Genomic DNA, 17,283 nt, shown 5'->3' with positions numbered 1-17,283 from the left:
AATCTTTAATTCTTTTTGTTTAATCTTTTTATAGTTTTGTTAAACAAACCTATTAAAAAACTTTATTATGAAAACGATTAAAAAATTATCGCTACTATTTTTAGCAACTTTTGTGTTATGGTCATGTAGTGACGATGACGATGCGTCAACACCAACGCCAACACCAACGCCAACAACTTTAAATATTGTTGAAACAGCCCAAGCAACAGCAAGTTTAAGTAGTTTAGTTGCTGCAGTAGTGGAAGCAGATTTAGCCATTACTTTAAGTGGACCTGGACCTTTTACAGTATTAGCACCAACAAATGAAGCTTTTGCAGAATTTATGTCTGATAATGGTTGGGCAACAGTACAAGATATTCCAGACGCTGCCTTAGCACAAACATTACTAAACCATGTAATAAGTGGTACGGTTACATCAACAGACCTTGTAGGTTTAGGTAGTGGTTACACTAATACTTTGGCTGATGGTGCAGGAGATAATAAAATAAGTTTATTATTTGATACTTCTAATGGTGTAGTATTTAACAATGTGTCTGAAGTATCAACTGCAGATGTCACTGCATCTAATGGTATCGTACATATTGTAGATAAAGTAATTGCTTTACCTACAGTAGTAGATCACGCAGTAAATAATGCTAATTTTTCAAGTCTTGTAGCAGCTTTAGGTGCTGCAGATGGTGATTTAGTAAATGTATTATCAGGAGTAGGACCTTTTACAGTATTAGCTCCAGACAATACTGCATTTGCAACATATTTAAACGGAACAGCTTTGGCAGATGTACCAACAGATGCATTATCTGAGTTATTATTAAATCACGTTGTTAGTGGTGCATTATCGTCTACCGACTTAACTACTTTAGTTTCTGGATACACAAACACCTCTGCTAGTGGTCTTGGAGGAAACGCTTTAAGTTTATATTTTGACACTACAAATGGTGTTAGTTTTAACGGAATATCTACAGTAACTGCTGCAGATGTAGTAGGTACAAACGGAATTATCCATGCAGTAGATACTGTAATAGATTTACCAACTATAGCAACGTTTGCAACTTCAAATCCTGCATTAAGCAATTTAGTTGCTGCATTACAATACGCAGATTCTGGGACACCAACTGTACCTTATATTACTACTGTATCTGATGCAACAGCTGGACCATTTACTGTATTTGCTCCAACTGATGCTGCTTTTGGAAGTTTATTAATGGAATTAAACGCAACTGCTTTAACAGATTTAGATACTGCTACAGTTGACGCTGTACTAACGTACCACATTGTTGGAGCTAATGTACAATCTAGTATGCTAATGAGTGGACCAGTAACAACATTAGGTGGAGATATTACTGCAGACGCAACTAACTTTACTTTAACTGATCCTAATGGAAGAGTAAGTAACATTGTTACATCATTGGTAGATATTCAAGCAATTAATGGTGTTGTACACCCAATTGATAAAGTAATTTTACCATTACAATAAGAATATAAAGTCTTAATTAAATAGTTTATTCCCTTTAAAACTAACATTTTGATAGCAAAAAAAAACGCCTTAAGACATTAAGGCGTTTTTTAATTTATAGTAACTAAAGCTTATTTTTTCGCTTTTTTATCTAAGTCTTTTTCTTCGACTAACTTTCCATCTTTATAACGTTTCCATACACAACATTTTACGTCGTCCTTGTAATAACCTTCTACAGCTATAACACCATCTTTAGTGTAGGTTTTATAAGCACCTTCAAACTTATTAGCGTTATAAGTTATTAGTTTCATTATGGTACCATTTTCTGCATACCATTTAGATTCGCCATGTAATAATCCGTCCATGTAATATGCTTTTTCGGCTATTTGACCATTTAAATAAAACACCAAACGTTCTCCTTCAAGCTTACCTTTGTCATTATATAATTCTTGCGTCATAACTTGGTCTACATTTTTATGATAAATTACCCATTTACCAATATAATCATGACCACGCATTTTACCTTCACTTATCTTTTTTCCATTACTAGCATAAAAGGTTACTAAAGCAACATTATCGTTACTGTTAAAAACCTTGGTAGCAGTTAATACCGCTTTATTATCTATATTTTTATAAAATTTGAATGTTCCTACTTCCTTACCATGGTCAAATTGGCCTTCATATCTTACCACTTTAGTATTGTCAAAATTCTTTTTCCAGGTACCATGACGTTGTGCATTAGCGTCAAACTGATTTAAACTTTGAGCCATCACTAGACTTGTGACAAATAAACAGAATAATAAAAAACTTGTTTTTTTCATTGTATCGTTACTTTATATCGCTTTCGCGGAAACCATGCCTTACGGTTTAACGTTAATATTAAACATTTGTTATAACAAAAAAGCTGCCAAACTAAAATTATAGCAGACAGCTTTTTTTATTAATTTTAAATAAAGAGATTATTTTCCTTTATTTTTTTGTTGCATTTGTTTTTGTTTTTCAGCTTGTTCCATCATTTCTTTCATTTTTTTCTGGAACTTACTTTCTTTTTTAGGCTTAGCTTTTTGAACCTGAATATTAGCATGAATCTTATCTTCATCTAATATAAAATTCTTGATTACTAATAAAATACCAATACTAATTAAGTTAGAAATAAAGTAGTATAAACTTAATCCTGAAGCGTATTGATTAAAGAAAATTAACATCATGATTGGAGCAAAGTATATCATATACTTCATCATCTTAGCCATATCAGGCATCCCTTCTTGTTGTGGTGCTGACATTTGATTTTGACCAGTCGTTAACTTCATGTAAAAGAAAATAGCGATTGCAGCTAATATTGGAAATAAACTTACGTGATCTCCATATAATGGAATATTAAAAGGTAATTCTGCAACAACATCATAAGAAGATAAATCTTCAGCCCATAAAAACTTTTTCTGTCTTAAAGCAAATGCAGTCGGGAAAAACATAAATAAAGCATAAAATACTGGCATTTGAATAAATGCTGGTAAACATCCTGCTAAAGGACTTGCTCCTGCTTTGTTTTGAAGTGCCATAGTTTCCTGTTGCGCCTTCATTTTGTTGTCTTTATACTTTTCTCTGATAGCATCAAGTTCTGGTTTTAAAACTTTAAGCTTCATTTGCGATAAGTATTGCTTGTATTGTACAAATGACATGGCTAACTTAATAAGTACTGTCATTACAATAATTGCAATTCCGTAAGGTAAAAACGAACTTAATCCGTTAAATAATGGAATAAATAAAAACTTGTTAATCCATCCAAAAATTCCCCATCCAAATGGGATACTTTCTACTAAATTATCATCGTAATTTTTTAAAATCTCGCTATCTGTTGGACCATAATACAACTTTAAATTGTTGTTAATTGAGGCTCCATTTAAAGCTAATGCAGTTTTAGTAGAAAATTGTTTTGTAAATACAGAATCTACCGCTTCGTCTTCTACTAAGTTTTTAGATGTAATTGAAACTTCCTTAAACGCCTTATCAGACACTAGAATAGTACTAAAAAAGTGTTGTCTGTAAGATAACCATGTTACGTCCTCTTCAACCTCATCATCGTCACCCATTTGGGATAACTTGTCTACATCACCATCTGTTTGGTAAGTTAAACGTGTGTATCTATTCTCGTAACTAATACTTTGGTCATGTCTTATCGTTTTTTGTGTCCAATCTAAATTAATAGGATTTGACGTATTTATAGCAGACTCTAAACCTTGAGATTTAATGGTAAAATCTACCATATAATCGTTTGGCTTAACTACATAATTATACTCTAAAAATTTATCTTCTGCAGTTTTTAACTTCATGGACACTACTGTGTTTTCTCCACTTTTAGTTACTGTAGGCTGAAAATATAAATCTTTAGTATTTAAAGTACGATTATCTGTTGTTTGGAAATTGATATTAAATACCGAATTACCATCCTTTACTAAGTAAATTGGAATAGAATCAAAGTTTACAAAGTTTTTAAGTTTAACCTCTGACAGATGACCACCTTTTGTGTTAAACTTTAATGCTAATAAATCACTTTCAACCAATACCTCACTATCTGTAGTAGTTGTAGTCGCTAAAGAATAAGCAAAATCACCGATTTTTGATTGTAATGCTGCTACTTGAGTAGAGTCCTTTGGTTTAGAAAAATCTAATGCAGTAGTAACTTTAGTCTCTGATGGAGCTGTAGCATTTACTTTTTTCTGAGCCTCAATTTGAGCTTGCTTTTCTACCTCTTGCGCTTTAAGCTCTTCAGGAGATGGCTGGTTTTGCCACATCATGAATAATAAGATTCCGAAAATTAATACAAATCCTATTATCGACTTAACGTCTAGTTTTTTTTCTTCCATAATTGTTTGGTTCCTCTAACTTATTCAAGGAATAATTAATTAGTCAAATATACGACCACTTTTAAATTGGTGTCAAATTGACACTTATTTTTTCTTACTGTGCTTTAAACTTGCTTTTACAAATGCCACAAATAAAGGATGTGGATTGGCTACTGTACTTTTATATTCTGGGTGGTATTGCACACCAACAAACCAAGGATGAGATGGGTTTTCAACAATTTCGACCAATTTTGTATCAGGATTATAACCTGTGGCTTTTAATCCTGCAGCTTCGATTTGAGTTTTAAAATTACTATTAAACTCATATCTATGTCTATGACGCTCTTTAATATCTTGAGATTGGTAGACTTTATAAGCTATAGACTCTTTTTCGATATGGCAATCCCAAGCACCAAGACGCATTGTTCCTCCTTTATCTGTGATGGTTTTTTGGTCTTCCATAATATCAATAACTGGATTTGTAGTCTTAGGATCCATTTCTGTAGAGTTAGCATCTGCTAATCCCATGACGTTACGACAAAACTCAATAACTGCCATTTGCATACCTAAACAAATTCCTAAAAACGGAATGTTGTTTTCGCGTACATATTTAATTGCTGTTATTTTTCCTTCTATACCACGCTCTCCAAAACCTGGAGCTACTAATACACCATCAAGGTGTGATAACTTCATTTTAATATTGTCTGCATTTAAATACTCAGAATGTACAGACTCTACATTTACTTTAACTTCATTTTCTGCTCCAGCATGAATAAATGCTTCCAATATAGACTTGTAAGAATCTTGTAACTCTACATATTTACCTATTAATCCGATTGTAATTTCAGATTTTGGATTTTTATGTCTCTGTACAAACTTATTCCAAGTTGTTAAATCAGGAACATCACTATTTAATGCTAATTTTTTAAGTACAACTTGATCCAGTTTTTCTTCAAGCATTAAATTTGGCACATCATAAATTGTTGATGCATCAATAGATTGTATGATTGCCTCTTCGCGTACATTACAAAATAAGGCTAATTTTCTTTTTAGATCTGAAGGTAATTCATGCTCTGTACGACAAACCAATATATCTGCTTGTACACCACTTTCCATTAAAGTTTTTACACTATGTTGGGTTGGTTTTGTTTTTAACTCTCCAGCTGCTGTTAAATATGGAATTAATGTTAAGTGAATGACCAATGCATTATTATCACCTAAATCCCATTTTAATTGTCTTACTGCTTCAATGTATGGTAAGGACTCAATATCTCCAACGGTTCCACCAATTTCTGTAATAACAATATCATAATCTCCAGAGTTACCTAGGATTTGGATTCTGTGTTTAATTTCGTCTGTAATATGAGGGATAACTTGTACTGTTTTTCCTAAAAACTCACCTTTACGTTCACGATTTATAACGCTTTGATAAATACGTCCAGTCGTAACATTATTGGCTTGACTAGTTGGTACGTTTAAAAAACGCTCATAATGTCCAAGGTCCAAATCGGTTTCTGCACCATCATCTGTAACATAACATTCGCCATGCTCATATGGGTTTAACGTACCTGGATCTACGTTAATATAAGGGTCTAATTTTTGGATTGTGGTTCTGTAACCTTGCGCTTGAAGTAGTTTAGCAAGAGATGCTGCTATAATTCCTTTTCCTAAGGAAGATGTTACTCCTCCTGTTACAAATATGTACTTAGTTTCTGATGTCATGTTGCGTTGTTAAACGCGAGCAAATTTACGATTTTTAAGTAGAAACTGTTGGTCTTTCTTGTTTTATTTTTACAACTCTTTTTTATATTTTTTTATGAGCAACTTAGCACTTACATCTACTAATTATTTTAATAACCTAAACTTTGCTTCTTCCATTAGGCTTTAAAAAACAACTGATTATATTTTAATTTAATCAAATTGCTTAGTGATACCGTTTTTACATGGTTATTACTATAACTTTACGTATTTTTTAGAAGGATTAAAAAATCAAACCTATACAATGACTAACGAGCAAACTGCAATACGTACAACTTACTTTAGTATTATTGGAAATACATTGCTTGCACTTATAAAAGGATTAGCAGGTGTTTTTGGAAACTCTTATGCATTAATCGCAGATGCAATTGAGTCCACAACAGATATATTTGCTTCACTATTAGTATTATTTGGTTTTAAATATGCAAAACGTCCTGCAGATGAAAATCATCCTTATGGTCATGGAAAAATCGAACCTTTAATCACTTTTGCTGTTGTTGCCTTTTTAGTTGTGTCTGCGACTATAATTGCATCAGAAAGTATTCATAACATTTTAACGCCTCATAAAACACCTAAATCATGGACACTAATTGTGTTAGGTGTGATTATTATTTGGAAAGAAATAGCGTTTCAGATTGTAATAAAGAAAAGCAAACAAACCAATAGCTCATCATTAAAAGCAGATGCTTGGCACCATCGTAGTGACGCTATAACATCTATAATGGCTTTTATTGGCATTTCTATAGCAATACTTTTTGGTAAAGGATTTGAAACTGCTGATGATTGGGCTGCTTTATTTGCGTCAGCCTTTATATTATATAATAGTTATTTAATTTTAAGACCTGCTTTAGGTGAAGTCATGGATGAGCAAGTTTATGATGATCTAATTATTGACATTAGAGAACAATCCTTAAAAGTGAAAGGTGTTTTAGGTACCGAAAAATGTTTTATACGTAAAGCTGGCATGAAGTTTAATGTTGATTTACATGCTATTGTGGATGGTAATATTTCAGTAAAACTAGGACACGACATTTCACACAACTTAAAAGACTATTTGCGAGAACAAATTCCAAATTTAGGACACGTGCTTATTCATATAGAGCCTAATGAAAACTATTAATAAGCTTAAAATCCACTAAGAAGTCTATTTAGGATATTGTTTTTTTATGTTACGAATTAAATCTTCCAATCCATTTAATTTAACCGTATAAACAGTTTCTAACATTTCGCCTAGTTTTCCTTTAGGGAATCCTTTATTATGATACCAAACAATATAGTACTCTGGTAAGTCTATCAAAAAACGGTCTTTGTATTTACCAAAAGGCATTTTGGTATGTGCCAATTTAATTAAAAAATCTTTGTCTGGTTGAAGCAAATTATCCTTTAGATTTAAACTTGTTTACAGCCTTTAGTCGCACAGCAATACTGTCCTTCCATTTTTTTTGACCATCGACGTTAATAGAATATTCACTTTGTAAGTCGTACGTATTTTGCATCTCTGCTAATTGACTATCAATCGCACTATGCATCTCTTGAAGTGTTTTAGCCAAATCTTCATGTGGCTTAATTGCAGCGATGCGTTGCCTAAATAGCCTTGCATGCAACTCTGTAATATCAAAATGTAATTGCTCGTGACCTAAAACGTGTTTATCTACTTGGTCAGATTTGCACCAAGAATGTTCTGGATAAAAAAACGCTTTAACTAAGGTTTTAAAACCATAGACTTTATCATCACGTTTGTTAATAGAGTAACTAAAAGTAATACCAGATGCTGTTACTGCAACAGCATCTGTATCCTGATTAGGTTGTCCTTTAAAATCATCCCAATTAAGTTTGTAATTTTCACTCCATGACAGCTCTTCCATTACATCACTGTGTAACAAGAAAAACCCCAAGCAAATAAATACGTACTTAAACATGATTATAAAAACGACTACTTTTTAATTTTTTACTTCTACTATTTTTAAATCTTGATATTTAACAATGTATACTGTATTGTTATAATACCCTCCAAATAATTTCTTTTTGTATGCAAATTTATTTTCTACATAAGTTGTCAATGGAGACTCGTTTACAGAGGTATAAATATCCTCTGAAGTTACTAAACGTAAAACAACATCCATTGTTAAATCAAATCCTCTTACAGCGTATGTGTTTGGTGACTCATTATACATTGCTTTGTAACGTTTTGCAAAACTGTTATTTTCATCTTCGCTAAAAGACTTATTAATGGACGCATAGGTAAATCCTAAATTAGACAAATGTGTACTTCTAACCTCATCATCCTCAAACGCATTATTTTTATCTGTAGTTGTTAATACGACAGACATATTTGGTTTAATTTTAGAATTTAGGATACTAGAAACATTTGATACAAATCCTGCATTTTCAGTTTCTAAAAAGACAATATTTTTACCTGGTTTAAGCACATTAACCATATCCTGATCAAATACGTAATAAGCATCTGCTCCTGTCTTAGCAACTTTTCTAGATTTTACCATAGCAGCTTTAGGGAATGACACCTTAAGCGCATCTGCTGTTACTTTATTTTTTATATCAGAGACGATTATAAAGTGTGATGTACTATCTGCTTTAAAATAATTTAATAGTTTTTCTTTTAACAATGCCTCGTCAGGTCTAGATTGAAATACATTTTCTTGTAAGTCTACCGTTTTGGTTATTGGAGATACTAATGGTATTTTTTTACTTTTTAGTGTTGCTGCTGCAGTATTAAAAAGTTTTGGCATTACTGGTCCAATCACTACATCTACATCGTCAAAATTATTAGATTGTAATAATGACACAACTTTACTTTCTCTATTTTCTGTATCATATACATCTACCTTAAGATTTATTCCTAAAGTTGCTAAACTATCTATTGCCATTTTAGCTCCTGAGTAAAAATCCAAAGAGGTACTAACATAAGGATCGTTTTTAATTAGCTTTTTAGCGTCGTAAACTGAGTCTGCATCTACCTTAGTTAATTTAAAAGGCAGCATAATTGCTATGTGTTTTGTATTTGCATCCAAATTACGTGTTGTTAAATCTGATGTAAACAACTTCTCTCCTGCTAAAGTGATACCTAAACCTTCATTTTTTGCTCTAACATCAGAATCAAACGGAATTTTTAAAACCATGCCTTCTTTTAACCCTGTTGTTAAAAGCTCTGGATTTAATTGCTCTAATTGCTCCTGTTCTAATCCGGTTTTAAGTTTTAGTCTGTAAAACCCTTCAGATTTTAAAACTGTATAATAACTGTATTTTTCATCAATTGTTTTTACTTCTTCAGCTTCTAGATTAGGAACATTTATAACTTCTCCTGGTTGTAAAACAGCTGACATATCAGGATTTAAATCCTCTAACTCTTGCACTGTTATACCATATTGATAAGCAATACGCCATTTACCCTCTTTTGGTTTTACAGTATGGCTTTTTGTGGCTAATTTTACCTCAACAACAGCTTTGGTTACTTTGTAAACTGGAATTTTAATTTTATCACCTTTACGCAAATTATTAGCATATAATTCTGGATTATGCTTTTTAATTTCCTCTTGCTCTACATCGTATTTTTTAGATAAACTATATAGGGTTTCTTTACGTTTAACTTTATGGGTTTTAAAACCATCTAACGTTTTAACCTCTGTTAATTGTGGTGAAGCTTGTGCTGCCTTACTATTTGGAATTATTAATACAGAATTTACTTTTACTTCTTTTCTAGCGTCTGGATTTAATGCATAAATCTGAGATTTTGTAACACTATATTTTGCAGCAATTTGCTCTATAGTTTCTCCTGCATTTACTTTATGCGTTTTGTAATTTTGCGCTTTCGCGGAAGCACAGCCAAACATTACGACTACGCTTAAGATATATATTAATTTTCTCATATGTTATTTATACGTTTCAAACTGCGTTAGCGGTTGTAATGGCATCCTTTTTTTTGCTGCCATATATGGCAAAAAAAAGATATAATGGAAGACGCGACCCTTGTGGTAACGCCCAACATTTTGATACTATTTTATCAAGCTTAAAAAATTACTTGAAGTGACGGTATTAACCTTTATTCCCACTCAATAGTTGCTGGTGGCTTACTGCTTATATCGTACACTACTCTATTAACGCCTTTTACTTTGTTTATTATATCGTTACTTGTTTTTTGTAAAAACTCGTATGGTAAATTTACCCAGTCTGCAGTCATACCATCTGTGCTTTCTACTGCTCTTAATGCTACACATTTCTCGTAAGTACGCTCGTCACCCATTACTCCTACACTATTTACTGGTAGTAAAATAGCTCCTGCTTGCCATACTTTATCGTATAATCCTGCGTCGCGTAATCCGTTAATAAATACTGCGTCTACTTCTTGTAATATACGTACTTTTTCTGCAGTGATATCACCTAAAATCCTGATTGCTAGACCTGGTCCTGGAAATGGATGACGTCCTAAAAGGTCTTTATCCATACCCATACTTGCACCTACACGTCTTACTTCGTCTTTAAATAAAGCACGAAGTGGCTCTACAATTTTAAGTTTCATGTAGTCTGGTAATCCACCTACATTATGATGACTTTTTATTGTTGCGCTTGGTCCTCCTGTTGCACTTACACTTTCTATCACGTCTGGATAAATAGTCCCTTGTGCTAACCATTTTACGTCTTCTATTAGGTTTGCTTCTTGGTCAAAAACCTCGATAAACGCGTTACCTATAGCTTTACGCTTTTTTTCTGGATCACTCAATCCTGCTAATGCATCCAAAAAGCGTGCCGAAGCGTCTACACCTTTTACGTTTAAGCCCATTCCTTTGTATTGTTCTAATACATCAGAAAATTCGTTTTTACGTAATAATCCGTTATTTACAAATATACAGTACAGGTTTTTACCTATTGCTTTGTGCAATAACATTGCTGCTACGGAACTGTCTACGCCTCCTGATAATCCAAGAACAACTTTATCGTCTCCAAGTTTTGCTTGTAAATCCTCAACGGTTTCTTGTACAAACGCATTTGGTGTCCAATCTGGATTTACATTTGCAATTGATACTAAAAAGTTTTCTAGTAATTGTTTACCGTCTTTAGAGTGGTATACTTCTGGATGAAATTGAATCGCGTAAGTCGACTCGCCTTCTATCTTATAAGCTGCATTTTGCACATCGTGCGTGCTTGCTAATAATTTTCCGTTTGTTGGTAGGTGTTTGATGGTGTCACTATGACTCATCCATACTTGACTACCTATTGATATATTTTTAAAAAAAGTATCCTCTTCTACTAAGCTTAAGTTGGCACGACCATACTCGCGTGTATTAGATTCGGCTACTTCACCTCCAGAAAAATGGGCTAAATATTGTGCGCCATAACAGACAGCTAGCATAGGCTTTTTACCTCTAATTTCTGACAGATCCGGATGAAAAGCATCCTTAGATCTTACAGACATTGGGCTTCCAGAAAGGATAACAGCCTTATAATCGTCTACGTTTTTTGGTGGTTTGTTAAATGGGTGTATTTCGGAATAGATGTTAAGCTCTCTAACTCTGCGCGCAATTAGTTGTGTGTATTGCGATCCGAAATCTAAAATAAGTACTTTGTCGTGTTGCATGCACAAAAATAGTAATTGCATTGATAAATACTATTTATGATTTATGAAAATTTGCACTATTTTTTTAACAATTAACAAATACTATTTCATGGACTCCAAAATTGCTTTAATATCTTGAGTAGTTGTGTCTGGATTTATAAAGCAAAAACGAGAAACGGTTTCAAAATTAGCTCCTGTTTTCCATTTGGTTGGTGTTACTAATGCAAAGCCTTTATCGTGATTTTTAAAAGTCCAATCTCTGTAGTCATTTGGTGTCCATCCCTTACGTCTATAAAGCACACAAGATAAGCTTGGCTCTCTTACAAGCTCTACATGATCCATATCTTTTATTAACTGTCCAGCTATGGTTGCTAATTCCAAACCACGCTCCACAGCTTCTTTATACCTGTCAGTACCATGAGTAGCTAAACTAAACCATAACGGTAATCCACGTACACGACGTGTTAATTGTATTTGGTAATCTGTTGGATTAAAACCATGTGCTCCTTCGTCTTTAAAAATATCTAAATAGGAACCTTCCTGTGCGTGCGCTTTTTTAGCTAATTCTGGTTGCTTATATATTACAGCACCACAATCGTATGGAGAAAACATCCATTTGTGTGGATCAATGGTAATGCTGTCTGCTTTTTCAATTCCGTTAAATAAGTACCTAACAGAGTCTGCTGCTAACGCACCACCACCATAAGCTGCATCTACATGCAACCATAAATGTTCTGTTTCGCAAATGTTTGCAATACCTTCTAAATCGTCAATAATTCCTGCATTTGTAGTTCCTCCTGTTGCAACTACTGCAAATAGACGTTGTCTTTGGTGTGTTGTTAAGTCTGAAATAGTTTGCTTTAAAGCGTCTCCTTTTAAACGGTCTTCTGTATCTACCAATAATACATCCACATCCACCACTTTAGCCATAGCTTTGATTGAAGAGTGTGCACCAATTGAGGTAATGATTAACCCTTTTTGATTTTTGTTGTCGTCGTTTAAACTTCTCCAATACTCGCGTGCTGTAACAATTGCAGACAAGTTTGCTGCAGTACCACCACTAGTAAATACTCCAAAAGCACCTTGTGGTAATCCTGTTAAGGATACAATCCACTTCATGGCTTCGTTTTCGCAAAAAATACCACCTGCTCCTTCCATCCAATACGCACCATGAATACTTGATGCTGAAGTTACCAAATCAAATAAAATAGAGGCTCTGGTTGGAGATGCTGGCACAAATGCTAAATGACGTGGATGATCAATTTTTACATTGGCATGCATTAAATGTTGCTTCCATAAGTTAAAAGCAGTCTCGCCACCAATACCTTTGTCTGTCACTGTTTCTCCTACAAGCGCTTTTAAAGTTTCGGCTTTTTGAGGTTTACCAATGACGTCTTCAGTTTTTGAAATACGATCTATTGTATATTTCATGACGTCTAGCGTCATTTCAACTAAATCTAAATCTATTTTATGCATGGCTTATAATTCAAGAATTAAAAATTGACCTTGCAAAGGTTTTAAATTTTTAATTAACTGAGGTATTAAATCCGTACCAAATTCTAAATATAATTCTGAAAAATTAGTATTACGTTCTTGCAAACTATAATTAGGAAACAATTGGTATTGTAAATCGGTAATACGCTCTACTTGATCTTTAAGTTTTCTTTTTTGAGCAGTTAACAATCTTTTTTCAAGATGTGCCAACCCATTAATTTGCTTTTTTTCTTGAGAGGCTACTGCACCAACAAAAGACTTATCCGTTGATTCTGCTAGCTTATAAAGTTGTTGAAACTGTGATTTTAGATGTTGAATTTGCTCAGAAAAATCAATATCAATATTAGAAATTTCTCGTACTTTTTTGTTAATAAAACTATCACGTTTTAAAAACAAGTCCTTATCAGATATGCTTAGTTTTTTAAGTTTATCCGCTTGCTGTTTTGTTTTTATCAAAACAGAATTACGTAAAAGTAATATTGGAAAAACCACATTATTAGCTTCAAAATTAGCTTTTAACTGAAACCAGTAAGCTAGCTCACCACCACCACCAATGTAACATAAATTTGGCAAAATAACTTCTTGATACAATGGACGCATAATTACATTAGGACTAAAACATTCTGGAGCCTGGTCTATATGTATTGACAACTCTTCTTTAGTCCAAGATATTGACGTGTTTAAAACAGAATATTTTTGATCTTTAAAAACAATACGTTCTCTTACATTTTTAGTGATATAAAATAAATTTATATCTCTAGGATTTACTTGTATAGCGTAGTTTTCTGATACTTGACTTAATTGATTTGATGTTTCAGTAACTTTTTGAAATGATGTATTATTAAATAACTCTGTTTTAATTTGAGGTATAAATAATGTTTTTAAATCTTTATTATTAGCATCTATAATTACCAAACCATGCTCACCAAATAATACATTTGCTAAATAATGCGTGGCTTTAGCTAAATTATCATGTTTTAAGTAAGCGTTTTCAAATAGTGATTTTAAAAATTTAGCATTTTGACCAATCCCTAACTCTTTTGCAAAAAGGTCTAACACGTTATCTAAACCAGTAGTATCTAAATCTCCAACTGCTCCTGAAGCATTTTTGTTCCAACGTATTTTTTTGCCTTTAAAATTGAAATAATTTATTTCTTCAAAATCATGATCCTCTGAAGCCATCCAATAGATAGGCACAAAATTATATTCTGGATATTGTATTTTTAATTGCTTAGTTAAATTTATTGTAGACACAATTTTATACAAAAAATATAATGGTCCTGTAAATAAATTAAGCTGATGACCTGTTGTAATTGTAAAGGTTTTATTGTCTGCTAATAACTTAATGTTAGTGTCTGTAGCTTCTGATGTTTCCAGTAGGTTATATTGCTCTTGCAAAGTTTTTGCTAAGACCACTCTACCTTCTTGAGAAAAATTATCTTGCTTCTGTTTTATTTGAGCTTCAAAGTTTTTGATATTAGGAAACCTATTATAAAACGGTTTTAGTGATTCAGCTTCAGCTAAATAATCACAAATTAATTGAGAAAAATATCCTGTTTCTTTAAAGGGTATACAGTCTGTTGGCATAGTTACAAATTAATCTGCTGTAAAGATAAGGCAGTTTGCCCTTTAGTATGTCTTAAAATTAACATAAAACCCAAGAGTAAAGTGTTGAAATTTGAGTAACTTTATAAGATAATCTGCAAACACAACACTAGTGAAATCAACTGTACTACCTTTAAACATTAAAAACTACATAGTCTATTTCACACTACTAACTTGTTTTTTTGGTTTTAGTCAAAATATAACCGAATTTAAAGGAATAGTATTAGATAAAACTACCAATAATCCTTTAGCATTAGCCGATTTAATTATTACCAACTCCAACGTTAGTACTATAGCTAATAGTGATGGCGAGTTTACGTTAAAAGTCCCAGAAGACCTGTTACAAAACAATGTAACAATATCTTATTTAGGGTATCAAAAATTAGAAGTTGCTTTATCAGAATTTAAACCAACTGATACTAAAATATATTTACAAGAAGCAGCCACAGTATTGGCTGCTATAGATATTGCAGCACCTAAAGATGCAGAAGAATTAGTAAAGAAAGTATTAAACCTAAAAGGAGAAAACTACGCTACTGAAACTGTGTTTATGACAGGTTTTTATAGAGAAACTATTAAAAAACGTAACAGAAATGCATCATTATCTGAAGCCATTGTTAGCATTAATAAATCGTCTTATAACTCTAGTAAAAATGACAATGTTACTTTAATAAAGGCTAGAAAAAACACAGATTACTCAAGGTTAGATACCATCGCCCTTAAAATTCAAGGAGGTCCCTTTAGCAGTTTACACACTGACATTATTAAGTATCCTGAATACATTTTTAATGATGAAACCCTAAGTGACTACACGTTTACTTTTGGTAGATCTACTCAGGTTGATAATCAATTAGTTTATGTTGTAAATTTTAAACAAAAAGAAACTGTTTATAGACCTTTGTATTATGGCACACTTTATATTGACGCTAATAATTATGCTTTAACTAGTGCTGTTTTTAATTTAAATGTTGAAAATCAAACCGAAGCCACCAAATTATTTGTGAGAAAAAAACCAAGAAAAGCTAATGTATATCCAACTGAAGCTGCTTACAAGGTTAATTACAGAACAAAAGATGGCAAATGGTATTTTGCTTATAGCAATATATTAATCTCTTTTAAAGTTAATTGGGATAACCGATGGTTTAATAGTAGATATACATTACAAAGTGAAATGGCTATAACAGATTGGAATATAAATAAGGATTTATTAACCAATACACAGTCTAAAAAACTTAAACAAAATAGTATTTTGCAAGACCAAGTTTCCGGCTTTAGAGATCCCGATTTTTGGGGCGAATATAATATTATAGAGCCTGAAAAATCTATTGAAACTGCTATTAAGAAAATTAAAAGGCAAGTCGAAAAAAACTAGATTATTTTACTTTTGGTGATTGATTATAATATTAAAATAATTTGGATCGTAAAACGTTTTAAGTGAATTATATTTTTGCTGATCTGTAATACTATCTGCTACTTGCAGAATTTTTAAATTATGCTCGTATATACGCCAAATTAACTCAGAGCAATAATGCTCAGTAGTATCTTTATAATTAAAGCTATGATCAAAGGGTAATTGTTTTTTATAGTAATAATCAATTTGCTTTACAATTTTACTTTGTTTAATTGTATCTATATTTTTTAATCTAGTGACCAAAATCGTCTTATCATGAGAATTGTGCACAAAAGAATCTATTGCCTGCAAACGTAAACCATCCTGATTAGATACGCTACTTGACAGCGCATGTGCAATTTTTAAATTATCATTTTGCTTGATAACAACACCTAGATGAGTTACATCATAGTCCTCACTCATCATTTTAGAAATCATAGTACTTACAAAACCGTAACCACGTCTTAAAATAATATCTCCAGTTTGAAGTTTAGCTTTTTCTTTAGGCGATAATTTATACAAAAAAGACGATTCATACGGTCTGTTTGAATCGTCTTTAAAAAATTTATATGCTAAAAAAATAACAGCTAAGACTAGTGATATTTTTATAGTGGTTTTTAACATTTACTCAGCAGCCTCATAATCATCTTCCTCAATCATTTCCTCATCCATATCGTCATCAGACTCCATATCAGGATTTCCTGTTTCTTTATTAGCTTTATCTAAGCCTTCTTTATTCATTGACTCTTTGTCCATACTTACCAACCATTTCCCTTCTTCTTTAATAAGATTCATTGGCATGTCTTGATCTTTTTCATCTTGACTACTTGACATTTTTACAGTACATACTGCTTTGTCTCCATCAATTTTAGTATCAACTACTTTAAAAGAAATATCTGCTTCTTTCATCTTATCTGCAAATTGATCTTTTGCGCCAAAAGACTCTAGCATAGACAACATAGATTTTGTGTCTGTAGTTGCGTGTTTTTTAGCTGTTTCAAAATCTCCAGAATACATAGCTTCTAAAAAGCTAATTGTAGCACCTTCTGGTCCTCCACCACCACAAGCTGTTAACATAAAAAAGCAAGCTACTACTACTGTTTTTAATACTGATTTTTTCATTTTTTGGTTTGTTTAGTTTTGTAAATATACTTTTTTAGATTTAACATTC

Annotated in this window: 14 protein-coding genes; 3 read left to right on the top strand and 11 right to left on the bottom strand. The window is 32.4% G+C overall.

Features of this window, described 5'->3' with window-relative positions:
• Positions 1–67 precede the first annotated feature (67 nt).
• Positions 68–1,474 carry a fasciclin domain-containing protein gene (locus B2989_RS03055; RefSeq protein ID WP_292943948.1) on the top strand — a complete coding sequence of 469 codons (1,407 nt, stop codon included), beginning with the start codon at positions 68–70 and terminating at the stop codon, positions 1,472–1,474.
• 110 nt (positions 1,475–1,584) lie between these two features.
• On the opposite strand, the gene B2989_RS03050 is transcribed toward B2989_RS03055, so the two are convergent.
• From B2989_RS03050 to B2989_RS03040, 3 genes are all read right to left on the bottom strand, one after another.
• A complete protein-coding gene (locus B2989_RS03050; protein ID WP_292943946.1) occupies positions 1,585–2,274 on the bottom strand; it encodes a toxin-antitoxin system YwqK family antitoxin in 690 nt (229 codons plus the stop codon).
• 138 nt (positions 2,275–2,412) lie between these two features.
• The gene (gene yidC, locus B2989_RS03045; protein WP_292943944.1) at positions 2,413–4,317 is read right to left on the bottom strand and encodes a membrane protein insertase YidC; all 1,905 of its coding nucleotides are present in this window, start codon (positions 4,315–4,317) and stop codon (positions 2,413–2,415) included.
• An 84-nt stretch (positions 4,318–4,401) separates the two neighbouring features.
• Positions 4,402–6,018 (bottom strand): CTP synthase, encoded by a 1,617-nt coding sequence (locus tag B2989_RS03040; RefSeq protein WP_292943942.1) that lies wholly within the window; start codon positions 6,016–6,018, stop codon positions 4,402–4,404.
• Between the two features lie 280 nt (positions 6,019–6,298).
• Here B2989_RS03040 and B2989_RS03035 point away from each other — a divergent pair, with 280 nt between their 5' ends.
• Positions 6,299–7,174, top strand: coding sequence for a cation diffusion facilitator family transporter (locus B2989_RS03035; RefSeq protein WP_292943940.1), 876 nt, complete (start codon positions 6,299–6,301; stop codon positions 7,172–7,174).
• A gap of 24 nt (positions 7,175–7,198) precedes the next feature.
• Here B2989_RS03035 and B2989_RS03030 read toward each other — a convergent pair whose 3' ends face one another.
• From B2989_RS03030 to bshC, 6 genes are all read right to left on the bottom strand, one after another.
• Positions 7,199–7,429: a DUF3820 family protein gene (locus B2989_RS03030; protein ID WP_145000324.1), complete on the bottom strand. Its 231-nt coding sequence runs from the start codon at positions 7,427–7,429 to the stop codon at positions 7,199–7,201.
• 1 nt (position 7,430) lies between these two features.
• Positions 7,431–7,973 carry a DUF922 domain-containing protein gene (locus B2989_RS03025; RefSeq protein WP_292943938.1) on the bottom strand — a complete coding sequence of 181 codons (543 nt, stop codon included), beginning with the start codon at positions 7,971–7,973 and terminating at the stop codon, positions 7,431–7,433.
• A gap of 21 nt (positions 7,974–7,994) precedes the next feature.
• Positions 7,995–9,938, bottom strand: a complete 1,944-nt coding sequence (locus B2989_RS03020) for an amino acid ABC transporter substrate-binding protein (RefSeq protein ID WP_292943936.1) — start codon at positions 9,936–9,938, stop codon at positions 7,995–7,997.
• A gap of 173 nt (positions 9,939–10,111) precedes the next feature.
• Positions 10,112–11,644: a glutamine-hydrolyzing GMP synthase gene (gene guaA / locus B2989_RS03015; RefSeq protein WP_292943934.1), complete on the bottom strand. Its 1,533-nt coding sequence runs from the start codon at positions 11,642–11,644 to the stop codon at positions 10,112–10,114.
• Between the two features lie 81 nt (positions 11,645–11,725).
• Positions 11,726–13,099, bottom strand: coding sequence for a pyridoxal phosphate-dependent decarboxylase family protein (locus B2989_RS03010; RefSeq protein WP_292943932.1), 1,374 nt, complete (start codon positions 13,097–13,099; stop codon positions 11,726–11,728).
• Between the two features lie 3 nt (positions 13,100–13,102).
• Positions 13,103–14,704 (bottom strand): bacillithiol biosynthesis cysteine-adding enzyme BshC, encoded by a 1,602-nt coding sequence (gene bshC, locus B2989_RS03005; protein ID WP_292943930.1) that lies wholly within the window; start codon positions 14,702–14,704, stop codon positions 13,103–13,105.
• A 130-nt stretch (positions 14,705–14,834) separates the two neighbouring features.
• On the opposite strand from bshC, the gene B2989_RS03000 reads away from it, so the two are divergent.
• Positions 14,835–16,094, top strand: coding sequence for a carboxypeptidase-like regulatory domain-containing protein (locus B2989_RS03000; protein WP_292943928.1), 1,260 nt, complete (start codon positions 14,835–14,837; stop codon positions 16,092–16,094).
• Between the two features lie 6 nt (positions 16,095–16,100).
• Here B2989_RS03000 and B2989_RS02995 read toward each other — a convergent pair whose 3' ends face one another.
• A complete protein-coding gene (locus B2989_RS02995) occupies positions 16,101–16,736 on the bottom strand; it encodes a YiiX/YebB-like N1pC/P60 family cysteine hydrolase (protein WP_292943925.1) in 636 nt (211 codons plus the stop codon).
• Positions 16,737–17,234, bottom strand: a complete 498-nt coding sequence (locus B2989_RS02990; RefSeq protein ID WP_145000339.1) for a DUF4878 domain-containing protein — start codon at positions 17,232–17,234, stop codon at positions 16,737–16,739. It lies immediately after the preceding gene.
• Positions 17,235–17,283: the final 49 nt, after the last annotated feature.

Source organism: Olleya sp. UBA1516, assembly GCF_002323495.1.
Taxonomy (GTDB): Bacteria; Bacteroidota; Bacteroidia; order Flavobacteriales; family Flavobacteriaceae; genus Olleya.
The sequence above is the reverse complement of the archived record's forward strand: the minus strand, read 5'-3'. Positions and strand labels throughout refer to the sequence as shown.